This window comes from Lapillicoccus sp. (assembly GCF_025353065.1).
In the GTDB taxonomy this organism is placed as follows: domain Bacteria; phylum Actinomycetota; class Actinomycetes; order Actinomycetales; family Dermatophilaceae; genus Lapillicoccus.
In genome coordinates this window covers 1-11,272 of the sequence record NZ_JANXRJ010000239.1, presented here as the reverse complement: position 1 = coordinate 11,272, position 11,272 = coordinate 1, and the positions used below count along the sequence as shown (strand labels likewise).

The window sequence follows — 11,272 nt, the reverse complement described above, 5'->3', positions numbered from 1 at the left end:
CTGGTCGGCATACGCCCTCGCCCAGTTCGTGGCGGTGACGCACCAGCGGTCGCCCGGCACGAGGCCGGGGAAGCCGTACTCCGGCCGGGGCGTGCTCAGGTCGTTGCCGATGCCCCTCTGGTGCTCGAGGAACGCGGCGGTGACGACCGCGCAGATCGTATGGCTGCCACGGTCCTCGGGCCCCGTGTTGCAGCAGCCGTCGCGGAAGAACCCGGTCATCGGGTCCGTGCCGCACGGCTCCAGATCGGTCCCGAGGACGTTGCGCTCCGTCATGGTGACCATCATGGCCGGGGTCGGGCCGCTCGGCGAGCGAGGTAGGTGTCACCGGCCGCGCGGATCAGCACGGTGGCCCAGGTCCGGAACGGCCGCCACGGCTCGGCGATCGCGGTGAGCTCGTCCGCCGTCGGCGTCGTGGTGAGCCCGTAGAGCTGCCGGACCAGCTCCAGGGCCTTGGGCTCCTGGGTCGGCAGCACGTCCGTGAGGCCGCACGCGCGGATGACGACGAGGGCGGAGTAGAACGGGCCGATCCCGGGCAGCTCCTGCACCTCGCGCATCGCCTCCTCGGGGTCGAGCGAGGTGAGGTGGGCGACGTCGAGCCGCCCGTCGAGCGCGGCTTGCGCGACCGCGTGCATCCGCGTCAGCTTCACCTCCGGTATGCCGGGGAAGGTCTCGACGGCGAGCAGCTGACTCGGCGTCGGGACGGCGGCGAGCTCCTCCCCGGCCAGGTCGAAAACCGCACCGTGCGCCCGGCTCAACGCTGCTCGCACCTGCGCCATCTGCCGCGCCGGGCGCCTCGCGGACAGCACCGACCAGAGCGCCGCCTCGTAGGGGCTGGAGAACTGCGGCGGCCGCATCCCGGGCCGGACGGCCTGGAGCGCTCCGATCATCGGGTCACGCTGCCCGAGCTCATCGAAGCCGCGTCCGTCGTGGTCGAGCGAGAGGACCCGGGCGACCTGGGCGCGAACGTCTTCGGGGTCGGCGTCGGAGGTGGTCTCCCCGACCACCACCCCGCCCGGTCCGTCGGGCTCGGTGAGGACGACGCCGACCTGCCCGACCTGCCCGCGCCGGGCGGCATACCCGTCGAGGCAGAAGGCGAGGCGCATCCGGCCGTCCCAGGATCCCTCGCGTCCGCCGAAGCCGAACATCGCGGACTCGCGCAGTGAGTAGGCCCCTCGGGGCTCGATCGTAAAGGTGGTCATGGTGTCCATGCTCTGCGGCATACCAGACACGTGCTGTCAGGTATGCCGCGAAACTCCCCGTCCACCGGCGCCAGAGTCACCTCACGTCACGCCCCCATGACGGACCCGGCTGGTAGCGTGCGCCTCATGGTTCGGGAAACTCCTCGATGAGGTCGAGTAACGCGTAGCGCGTCGGCAGCGGGTCTGACGCTGATGGTGGTCATCGGAGGGGCTGCGGTCGCCGTGGCCGCTCCGTCGGGAAGCGCGCCGCCCGTGCAAGCCGATGCGGTGGTCTCCGGCGCCGCGTTGTCGGTGTCGGTGTCGGTGTCGGTGTCGTCAGGATCCATGCACTCCTGTGTGGTGACCACCAGCGGGGGGGTGAAGTGCTGGGGATACAACCCTGCCGGTGAGCTCGGTGACGGCACGACCACCACGCGCAGTACCCCGGTCGACGTCGTCGGCCTCACCTCGGGTGTCGCGATGGTGTCGGCCGGCACGGAGAACACCTGTGCGCTGACCTCCGCCGGGGGAGTCAAGTGCTGGGGCGACAACGGCTTGGGCCAGCTCGGCGCCGGGAACATCGGGGTCGCGCAGAGCAATACCCCGGTCGATGTCATCGGCCTCGCTTCGGGCGTCACCGCGATCGCAGTCGGGTATGACCATGCGTGTGCTGTCACCACCGGGGGCGCCGTCAAGTGCTGGGGATACAACGCCTACGGCCAGCTCGGTGACGGAACCATGGGCGGCTCGTCGTCGACGCCCGTCGACGTCGTCAACCTCGGCGCCAAGGCCCATGCCCTCGCGCTCGGAGACTTCCATTCCTGCGCGATCACGGCCGTCGGCGTGAGCTGCTGGGGTGGCAACGGCAACGGCCAGCTCGGGAACTTCACTCAGACCGACAGCGCCTCGCCGGTCGCCGCCGCCAAGCTTGCCAGCGGCGTCACGTCATTGTCCGCCAGCCAGGACCGCACCTGCGCGGTCAGCAGCACCGGCAAGGCGTACTGCTGGGGGCAGAACCGGGGCAGTTACCTCGGTGTGGGCCGCAGACAGGTCCGGGTCCTGGCGCCGGCGCTCGTCGTCGGGCTCCCGGGAAAAGTGACCACGGTGGGGGTCGGTGACTCCATCTGCACGACCGGAGGCGGGATCACCTCGTGCTGGGGGCGCAACACCTACGGCCAGGTGGGGGACGGCACGACGACGCCGCGCACCACGCCCGTGCAGGTCGTCGGGCTGCCGGGCGTCGGGACCCAGGTCTCCCCGGGGTTCTACTCGACGTGCGCCGTGACCCGGTCCGGCGGGGTCTTCTGCTGGGGCAGCGACGAGGTCGGCCAGCTCGGCGACGGACGCTCCGGGACGGGGATCATGTCGACCGCTCCGGTGGCCGTTCACGGCCTCTGAGCCCGATCGTCGACTCCGAGGCTGATCGTCACAAGGGATCTTGGCCGGGCGAAGGCGACCAGAGCAGCGTCATCCTCCCCTCTGTGCGCCGCACGAAAGCGCGGAGAGGTAGCGCTGCCGCGTTTCACCCGGCGTGCCCATGTCCCCTGCTCCCCGGCTGACCGTGCGAGACCCAGGTCACGGACCAGGAGGTCGGTGACTTCCACGGCACGAAGACCGCGCTCGAGATGGGGACCGAGCTCGTCCCCGGCTACCTCTCCAACTTCCAGCAGGGCCGGGTGTCCAACAACATCTACGTCACCGCCCTCGTCGAGACCGCCGCCTGGGGAGCCGAGCTGGCCACGGCGCTGAGCGGCAGCGAGGAACGGGGACACATCTACGTCGTCGAACCGCTGGGACCGTTCGAGGACGACCCCAACGTGACCGACAAGCGCTTCCCCGGCAACCCCACCCAGTCCTACCGGACCAGCCGCCCGCTGCGCATCGTCGACGAGCTGCCGAGCTGGCCGGGGCACAACCCCGAGGTGCTCAAAGGAATGCTGGACCGTCTGGCGCAGCTCCGCGAGCAGGGCCTCGACGTCATCGAGGACTGACGCAGGTATGCCGCGGTCGCCGGTCCCGCGGCACCGTCGGGCGGCAACGGCATGGGTTCCTCAATCACCGGCCCCGCCGCGATCGCCCCCCTGATGGCACGCGTGGGCTCGAGCTCCGCCGACGGCACGGCGGCGTCGATGACGCGCCGGTTGGCACGCGCACTCTTCGGGATCTCCTACCAGGGGACGACCTGACGGTCCTCCCAGAGCACTCCGGTCAGGGCGCCGGCAGCGGAGCGGCCGGCCAGCCACAGGGCGGTCTCGGCTCCCTGCTCGGGGGACCGAGGCGCGTCAGGACCGCCCATGTCGGTCCGGCAGTGGCCGGGGCAGGTCGCGTCCACCAGCACCCCGCGCATCCCCATGCCCTGCTCGTGGGCGAGGTTGCGCACCAAGGCGTTGACGCCCGCCTTGGCCACGCGATAAGGCGCCAGCCCACCGGCGTTGCCCGGGCCACTCATCCGACCGAGGCAGGCACTCACCGCCACCACCCGGCCATGGCGCCGTTCGACCATGCCCGGGACGAACGCCGCCATGGTGCTCCAGACCCCGTCGAGGTCGACCGCCATCACCCGGCGCCACTCGCTCTCGCTGGTGCGCAACGTCTTGGCGGTGCGTTCGCTCATCACCCCGGCCGCGCAGATCAGGATGTCGACGGCGGCCAGCGGGCCCAACCGCCCAGGAAGGGCGACCACCTCCTCGGAGCAACCGACGTCGCACCCGATCCCGACCGCGTCGATCCCCTCCGCCACCAGCATCGCGGCGGCCGCCCCGGCCGTGTCGTCCCCGCGACCGACCAGGACCACGGTCGCGCCGCGCACGCCCAGCCCGCGGGCGGCGGCGAACCCGATACCTCGACTGCCTCCCGTTACCAGCGCCACTTGGCCGTCAAGCCGTTCGTCGGGCTGTTCTTCGGACTGTTCTTCGAGCTGTTCTTCGAGCTGTGCGTCCTGCGGAGTCATGGGTCCACTATGCGTGTCGCCGCGCCGCCGCACGCACGCATCCCTGGCGGAGATGACCACATGACTCACATCAAACGTTTCGACCACACCGGAATCACTGTCGCTGACCTGGACTCGGCGACGGCGTTCGTCGTCGGCCTGAGCCTCGAGGTCGAGGGCACCGGATCCGTTCAAGGGGACTTCGTGGAGACCGTCTGCGGCATCCCGGGCGCGCAGTGCAAGATCACGATGCTGAGGTCGCCCGACGGTGCCCGGCTGGAGCTCTCGAGCTTCGTGACGCCCGACCCCACCCCGGGGTCTCCCGAGGCGATGGCCAACGAGGTGGGTCTGCGTAACGTGTCCTTCGAGGTCGGCGACCTGCAGGCGGCCGTCGACGCGAGGGCTGCGGACGGCTCCGGGCTCGTGGGTGGGGTCGGCGAGTACGAGGGCAGCGTGCGGATGGCCTACGTCCGCGGGCCGGAGGGGATCGTCGTGTCACTGTTCGAGCAGCTCGGCTGACGCGCGCCCCGTCGCCCGCCGAGCCACCCGGCGTACAGGGTGCCTGGCGGCCTGTCACGCGACGCCACAGGCGAGCCGTGAATCGTGCCGACCGACGAGTGATGGCAGCCGGCGCGAACGCTCGAACCAACTAGCGATCGGACCGAAGTCAGTGCACCGCTGGCAGCAGAGTGCGGCGTAGAGCGAGCAGGTCGGCGGTGGTGGTCGCTGCCGCCGGAGCCTTGGCAGCAGAGGTGAGGGTCGCCGGCGGTGGCGGCACCGGACGGCACTGAGCGTCAGAACGGTTCCCGGGCACCCGGGCCGGAAGGGCGCCGGTCGCCAGATAGGCAGCGATCTTGTTGTCGACGCAGGCGACGCCCGAGAGGGAGCCGGCGTGCGTGGTGCCGCCCACACCTTCGATGAGGACCGAGCCCGTGAAGACGCTGCGCACGTAGAGCGACCCCTCGTATGGTGTCGCCGCGTCACGCGTCTCGTCGATGAGCAGCATCGCCGGCGAGCCGTGTTCGGCGACCGTCACCGGTGTGCCGGTGGTGCCGCCCCAGGTGCGGCACGGGGCGTTGTACCAGGCGTTGGACCAGGTCAGGAAGGGATGCGTGCCGTAGAGCGTCCAGTTGTCAGTGGCCCAGCGGGTCCAGCTCATCGGCCAACGGGCGTCGGTGCACTGAGTGGCCAGGTACATCGCGTAGCTGTTGTCGGCGCCCGGACCGGTCGCGCCGTTCGCGCTGATATATGCCGCCTCGATCGGGGCCCAGTTGCCGTGGTTCACCACTGCGCTGAAGGCGCTCGCCGTGTCGGCCCAGCCGTAGACGTAGTACCCCGCACTGAGGAAGGCGTCGGTCCACTCCGACGGACCGATCTTGCCGCCGTCGGCCGGGTTCTTGCGCACCTGCCCGAGGATCGCGTAGTACTTCTTGCCGATCGCGATCGGGTCCGTGCCGAGGTGGTAGACGTCGTCGTACTTGGCGATCCAGCCCCAGAAGGCGGGCATGACGGCATCGAAGGAGACGTCCTGGGCGAGGTTCGCCTGATACCAGACACCCCGCGGGTCGACGTTGCTGTCGAGCACGAAGCGGCGCACCCGATCGGGGTGCACGGTGGCGTAGACCTGACCGAGATAGGTGCCGTAGGAGAAGCCGTAGAAGTTGAGCTGCTTCTGCCCGAGCACGATGCGGATGCTCTCCATGTCGCGGACGGTGTCGGTCGTCTTGACGTGGTCGAGCAGCAGCCCACCCGCCGCCGCGCAGGCGCGCGAGTACGTCGCGGTCTTGGTGAACCAACGACGCTCGATGGTGGGGTTCGACGGGACGTAGTCGGGCCGGTCGAAGCCGAAGTAGTTGCCGTCGCAGGTGAGCGCGGGCACGCTGGAACCGACCCCGCGCGGGTCGAAGCCGATCCAGTCGTAGAGGAGGCCGGCGCCCTTGGGGACCAGGCTGCCGATGACCGACAGGCCCAAGCCGGAGGCCCCAGGGCCACCGGGATTGGTGAGCATGATGCCCTGGTAGGCGCTCGCAGCGGAGTGGTGCACGATCCGCGACACCGCGAGCTGGATCTTCGTGCCCTGCGGGGTGGCGTAGTCGAGCGGCACGGTGAGCATGCTGCACTGGGCGCCGAAGTGCTGCAGGGTCGCGCTTGCGCAGGTCCCCCAGGTCAGCGGCGGCGGCACGTATGCCGCCGCTGTGTTCCCTGTGTTCGTGGGCGCGCTGCTCGTGGCCGCGGGAGCAGCCGAGGCTGCGGTGGTGGTGGCCACGGCGGTCAGGCCCAGGGCCATGGCCGTTCCGATTGCGATGAGGCGTGGCAGTGTGCGCATCTCGAGTGCTCCCGTCCGGTCGCCCGGCGGCGCCCGAGGATACTCTCCTGCGGCGCAGCCGCGTTGGCAAGAGGGGCAGCCGTCGCCGTAATCAGCACCCCGTCCTGTCTCGTCCTTGGCTCAAGGAAGGCCGCCACCCTCGGGGTCCCACCTGGTCGCACCTGTGTCCACCGCGCGGCGACTCAGCCACGATCTGGGGATTCGGGCGAGTCCCGACTCGAGCGGCTGCCCGGCCGAGGTCTCCTTCGCCTGCTCTGCTGCCCGTTCGTTCCGTGGGCCGAGCACAATCGACGTCGTGCCCCTGCTGGTCTGCGACCTCGACGACACCCTCGTCGACCGCGTCCGGGTGTTCGCCGCATGGGCCGGTGAGCTCGCCCGGCGCCACCAGCTCGGTGCCGAGACCCACGAATGGTTGGTGATGATCGACGAGCGCGGAAGCGCCCCGCGGGAAGAGTTCTGGAGCGCTGTCAGAGAACGCTTCAACCTCCCAGCCGAGGTCGGCGACCTCGTGGCCGAGTGGATCGCGTCGTTCCCCGACCGCTACCCGCGCGAGCCCCCCGTCCTCGAGGAGCTGATCAGCCTCAGGGACGAAGGCTGGACCCTGGCCATCGTCACCAATGGAGGCGCCGACGTCCAGGCCCGCAAGCTTGCCGCCAGCGGCCTGGACCAGATCGCACACGTCGTGTGCATCTCCGGCGTTATCGGTCTCCGCAAGCCCGACCGAGCCATCTTCGACCTCGCAGCACAACGAGCACATCAGCCCCTTCTCGGGGGATGGATGATCGGAGACAACCCCCGCGAAGACATCGAAGGCGGTCACGATGCCGGCCTCAAAACGATCTGGCTCCAGCGGGAACGCGCGTGGCCGTTGGACTCTGTCACGCCGGATCTGACCGTCGATGACATTCTCCAGGCGCTACGCCACGTCCGAACTTCAGGCTAGCTCGAGCCCACCCCGCTGTGGTCAACACGCGGCCTTGCCCGTCGACGGCTCACACGAGCCCGCTGCCCGCGCGGACGAAGCGGACGCCCCAGTCGGCGGCCAGTCGCGCGAGCTCGGGCGGTGTGACCACGGTGAACTCGGCCCCGATGGCCCCGAGGGCGTAGAGCGGGCCCTCGAACGAGTCGGTCTCCATGGTCATCGTGCAGCTCGTCGACGTCCGGGGACTCACCTTCGCCCAGCCGCCGACGCGCGCTCTGACGGTCGCGACGGGCGCCTCGACCCGGACCTCGACGAGGTGCCGACCCCCGGGTGAGCCACCGCCGACCCGGGTGCGGACGAACTGCGCGACGTCCTCGAAGGGCGGCGTGCGGTGCGCGAACGGCATACCGGCGCCTGCGGCTCCGCTGATGCGGTCGATCCGGAAGGTGCGCCAGTCCTGGCGGTCGAGGTCGAATCCGACCAGGTACCAACGCCGCCCGAGCGGCACGAGGCGGAACGGCTCGACCCGCCGCGACGACGCCGCGCCGGTGGCGGCCCGGTAGTCGAACCTGACCCGCTCACCATCGCGGCAGCCGAGGGCCAGCACCGACAGGACCGTGTGGTCGACCGGCGGAGCGGCCTCGACGCTCCATGGCGCCGGGGTCGTCGAGACGCGCACGGCGTCGAGGCGGGTCCTCAACCGCCGCGGCATGACCTGGATGATCTTGGTCAGGGCGCGTAGCGCGGCATCGCCGCCGTCGGAGGTGGCGAGCTGGGACTGGATCGCGACGGCGAGCGCCATCGCCTCGTCGTCGTCGACCACCAGCGGCGGCAACGACGCGCCGGGAGCGAGGGCGTAACCCCCGTCCACACCGGGGTTGGCGTCGACCGGGTAGCCGAGCTCCCGCAGCCGTTCGATGTCGCGGCGCAGGGTGCGGGGCGAGACCTCGAGCCGGACAGCGAGCAGCGGGCCCGGCCAGTAGCGGCGGGTCTGCAGCAGCGACAGCAGCCGCAAGGTCCGGGAGCTCGTGTTGGCCATCGTCCAAGCCTTCCCGGTATTGCGGTCAAGAACTGGCCGCGATCATCTCTCGCGTAAGGGTCACACCACCACAGCAACGAGAGGCCTCACCATGTCCGTCAGCACCGTCACCCACCTCAACTTCCGGGGCGAGGCCCGCGCCGCGCTCGAGTTCTACCAGTCGGTCTTCGGGGGCGAGCTCGCCCTCTTCACCTACGCAGACGCCCACAACGTCCAGGACCCGTCGGAGGCCGACCAGCTGATGTGGGGCCAGGTCGCCGCCGACAGCGGCTTCCGCGTCATGGCCTACGACGTCCCAGCCCGTATGCCGTGGGAGCGAGGCCAGAACTCGTTCTTCGTCTCCCTCCGCGGCGAGACCACCGAGGAGGTCACGGCCCTCTGGGACAGGCTCTCTGCCGGGGCCACCGTCCGGCAGCCGCTCGCACCCGCGCAGTGGGCGCCGCTCTACGGGATGCTGGAGGACCGCTTCGGCATCACCTGGGTCGTCGACGTCGTCGCGACCTACGCCCCGTCCTGATCTCGAGTCTTGGGTCAGTCCAGTCCGAGCTGGTCCATGATCATCGGGTCGGGAGATGATCGCGCGCGGCACCAACCGCCACCAGGATCGGGTGGAGATGACCCGGCCCCGACGTGGTCGTCTCCACCCGATCCCCTTACGTCGGGCGAAGCACCCCCTCGGGCCGTGTGCCCCGAGCCGCACGAGATCTCACTACCCGTTGCCCGCGGCTCAGCGGACGGGTAGGCATGCCTCGACCGTCCATCCGCTCCCGCCGGTCGCCCCCGCACTGAGCTGTCCGCCCAGCCTCTGGACCCGCTCGCGCAGGCCGACCTGGCCGCGGCCGGTGCCGGCGAGGGGCGCGTCGTTCGGCCCGACCCGGTCGTTCTCGACCCGCCCTGCACCACCCGGAAGGCCAGGTGCGAGACCGGCCCGGGGACCTGGCCACGGTCACCCTCGAAGCGGCAGGTGACGTTCAGCCCGCTGCGACCCGCGCGGGTGATCACCTCCTCGACTCACGCCTCATCGCCGCTGTGCGTGCCGCGGCCACGGGCGCCTCGTTGATCGAGCCGTCCATCACCCAACGGCTGCTGGAGCGGTTCGCCGAGCCGGTGGTCATCCCCGGCATACCGGCCCGGCTGGCCCTGCTCACCGATCGCGAGCTCGACGTGCTCCGCCTCATCCCCCGCGGTCTGTCCAACGCCGAGATCGCTGCGGAGCTGGTGGTCGCCGAGGCGACGGTCAAGACGCACGTGGGCCGCATCCTCACCAAGCTGGGGGTGCGTGACCGCGTCCAGGCGGTCGTGGTGGCCTACGAGACGGGCTTCGTGGGCCGCAGCGTGGGTTGAGCCGGCGTCCCCTGCGATCGCGCGGCCACCCTCTACTTCCCGACGGCCGCGATGATGCGCGCCTGGTCAGGCTCTGATCGGGTGTCCCCGAGGACCGCAGCCCACGCGGGCACCAGGTCTCCGCCCTTGTAGCGGTGACCGAATCCCCCGGGGACGTCGTTCGAGACCGCCATGTCGGCGGTGACCTGCATGAAGGTCACGAGCGGCATCCAGTTCATCTGGGCCATCGGATTGCCCCGACCCGCGTCCCGCAGCCACGCGGGTTGCTCGAACAGCAGGTCGGTGGACCACCAGGCGACGGGGTCGGTGTCGTGCTGGAGGTAGGCGACGCGAGGGGCGAGCCATGGCCCGAACTGGTGACCGTACTGGTCGGCGGTGAGCTCGGACGGGCGGCTGGCGAACCGGATGTGGCGACCCTCATCGACCACCGGGTTGACGACGGTCGACCCGGGACTGAGCGCGGCGGTCAACGCCGTGCGGTTCTTCGCGAAGGTCGGGGTCCCGCTCCACAGCGCGCCATCGACCTGGTCCAGCATCTGCTGGGGTGACGAGAAAGCGCTCTCGCTCCCGAAGGCGCCCAGCGACTCGCCGCTGACGTAGAGCTTCGGACGGACCGCCGCCGGCATCCCTGCGAGCCGGGCCCGGACCGCATCCAGGAGCAGTCGTGCCGCCTGTGGCGGTTCCGCCCGGGCTGTCAGTAGCCCGAACGCCGAGGGGAGGTTCGAGTACTGCATCGAGACCGTGGCCGTGTTGCCGTCCAGGAGGGCCTCGAAGGAGGAGACGACCCACGGGTTGATGTATCCCGTGCTGGTTGCCGTGACGACCAGGATGGCGCGCCGCTCCCAGGCGTGGGTGCGGTCGAGCTCCGCGAGCGCGGCGTCACGGGTCTGGTCCATCGAGCCGCTGAGGCCGGCGAACACCCGGATCGGCTCCACGGCCGGCCGGCCCGTGGCGTCGGTGATGGCCTTCGCGTCCGGACCGCTCGCCACGAACGCGGCGCCGTCCTGACCCAGGCTCGACCACGTCACCGGCGAGCCCGGACCTCCCGTCCGCAGCGGCGACGTCGGCGCACTCAGGCCGGCAGGCTCCGCGGCATTGACCCGGTCCGCACTCGCACCGACGAACGCCAGCGCCGCGGGAACGACGCCCTGGCTCACCAGCAGGTAGATCACGAGGAGCGTCAGCGTCCCCGCCACGACGTGGGCGAAGCTCTCGCGCACGACCCTGCTCTCCACCCTCAACAGGATCCAGTCGGAGAGGGTGGCGACCACCCTCCACAGCCCCAGCACGAGAGCGAACACGACGACCGCCGTGCCCGTGCTCCCCACGACGTAGCCCACGCCGGGTGGGTCGGCCCCCACGTAGCGGGAGACGAACTGCTGCCACCGCAGGCTCGCCAACGGGAAGAGAGCGATGGTGAGGACGAGGAGACAGACCAGTGCGCGGAGCAGGACCCGCTGGGTGCGGTCGTTCATCGAGGCCCGGAACCCGGTCAGGTGGACGAAGACGTGCCACGCCCAACCCCACACCACCC

General features: G+C 70.6%; 12 protein-coding genes and 1 pseudogene. 7 read left to right on the top strand and 6 right to left on the bottom strand.

The annotated features are described in order from the left end of the window. Together Q0R63_RS17850 and Q0R63_RS17845 are read right to left on the bottom strand one after the other, a co-directional pair. The coding region (locus Q0R63_RS17850; RefSeq protein WP_295700309.1) for a DUF2237 domain-containing protein at nucleotides 1-273 on the bottom strand (273 nt) is incomplete at its 3' end. Nucleotides 274-281: 8 nt separating this feature from the next. Next, a complete protein-coding gene (locus Q0R63_RS17845; protein WP_295700307.1) occupies nucleotides 282-1,199 on the bottom strand; it encodes a hypothetical protein in 918 nt (305 codons plus the stop codon). A 192-nt stretch (nucleotides 1,200-1,391) separates the two neighbouring features. Between Q0R63_RS17845 and Q0R63_RS17840 the strand changes: the two genes are divergently transcribed. The 3 genes and pseudogenes from Q0R63_RS17840 (at nucleotide 1,392) to Q0R63_RS17830 (ending at nucleotide 3,364) form a co-directional block, all read left to right on the top strand. Next, nucleotides 1,392-2,576 carry a hypothetical protein gene (locus Q0R63_RS17840; RefSeq protein ID WP_295700305.1) on the top strand — a complete coding sequence of 395 codons (1,185 nt, stop codon included), beginning with the start codon at nucleotides 1,392-1,394 and terminating at the stop codon, nucleotides 2,574-2,576. A 194-nt stretch (nucleotides 2,577-2,770) separates the two neighbouring features. Further along, a pseudogene (gene arr, locus Q0R63_RS17835) lies at nucleotides 2,771-3,169 on the top strand (NAD(+)--rifampin ADP-ribosyltransferase); the annotation flags it as partial. Nucleotides 3,170-3,220: 51 nt separating this feature from the next. Further along, the gene (locus tag Q0R63_RS17830) at nucleotides 3,221-3,364 is read left to right on the top strand and encodes a hypothetical protein (RefSeq protein WP_295700304.1); all 144 of its coding nucleotides are present in this window, start codon (nucleotides 3,221-3,223) and stop codon (nucleotides 3,362-3,364) included. Here Q0R63_RS17830 and Q0R63_RS17825 read toward each other — a convergent pair. Continuing rightward, nucleotides 3,346-4,128, bottom strand: coding sequence for an SDR family NAD(P)-dependent oxidoreductase (locus Q0R63_RS17825; protein WP_295700303.1), 783 nt, complete (start codon nucleotides 4,126-4,128; stop codon nucleotides 3,346-3,348). The genes Q0R63_RS17830 and Q0R63_RS17825 overlap by 19 nt on opposite strands. Nucleotides 4,129-4,188: 60 nt before the next feature. Between Q0R63_RS17825 and Q0R63_RS17820 the strand changes: the two genes are divergently transcribed. Next, nucleotides 4,189-4,626 carry a VOC family protein gene (locus Q0R63_RS17820; RefSeq protein WP_295700302.1) on the top strand — a complete coding sequence of 146 codons (438 nt, stop codon included), beginning with the start codon at nucleotides 4,189-4,191 and terminating at the stop codon, nucleotides 4,624-4,626. A gap of 148 nt (nucleotides 4,627-4,774) precedes the next feature. On the opposite strand, the gene Q0R63_RS17815 is transcribed toward Q0R63_RS17820, so the two are convergent. After that, a complete protein-coding gene (locus Q0R63_RS17815) occupies nucleotides 4,775-6,433 on the bottom strand; it encodes an alpha/beta fold hydrolase (protein WP_295700300.1) in 1,659 nt (552 codons plus the stop codon). Between the two features lie 295 nt (nucleotides 6,434-6,728). On the opposite strand from Q0R63_RS17815, the gene Q0R63_RS17810 reads away from it, so the two are divergent. Continuing rightward, entirely contained in the window at nucleotides 6,729-7,376 is a 648-nt protein-coding gene (locus Q0R63_RS17810) for an HAD family hydrolase (RefSeq protein ID WP_295700298.1), read from the top strand. A 49-nt stretch (nucleotides 7,377-7,425) separates the two neighbouring features. Here the strand turns inward: Q0R63_RS17810 and Q0R63_RS17805 are convergent, their stop codons facing one another. Continuing rightward, nucleotides 7,426-8,394, bottom strand: coding sequence for a YafY family protein (locus tag Q0R63_RS17805; protein WP_295700297.1), 969 nt, complete (start codon nucleotides 8,392-8,394; stop codon nucleotides 7,426-7,428). A 91-nt stretch (nucleotides 8,395-8,485) separates the two neighbouring features. Between Q0R63_RS17805 and Q0R63_RS17800 the strand changes: the two genes are divergently transcribed. Together Q0R63_RS17800 and Q0R63_RS17795 are read left to right on the top strand one after the other, a co-directional pair. Continuing rightward, nucleotides 8,486-8,911, top strand: coding sequence for a VOC family protein (locus Q0R63_RS17800; RefSeq protein WP_295700295.1), 426 nt, complete (start codon nucleotides 8,486-8,488; stop codon nucleotides 8,909-8,911). A gap of 398 nt (nucleotides 8,912-9,309) precedes the next feature. After that, nucleotides 9,310-9,738: a response regulator transcription factor gene (locus Q0R63_RS17795; RefSeq protein ID WP_295700293.1), complete on the top strand. Its 429-nt coding sequence runs from the start codon at nucleotides 9,310-9,312 to the stop codon at nucleotides 9,736-9,738. A gap of 32 nt (nucleotides 9,739-9,770) precedes the next feature. On the opposite strand, the gene Q0R63_RS17790 is transcribed toward Q0R63_RS17795, so the two are convergent. Next, the coding region (locus Q0R63_RS17790) for an alpha/beta-hydrolase family protein (protein WP_295700291.1) at nucleotides 9,771-11,272 on the bottom strand (1,502 nt) is incomplete at its 5' end.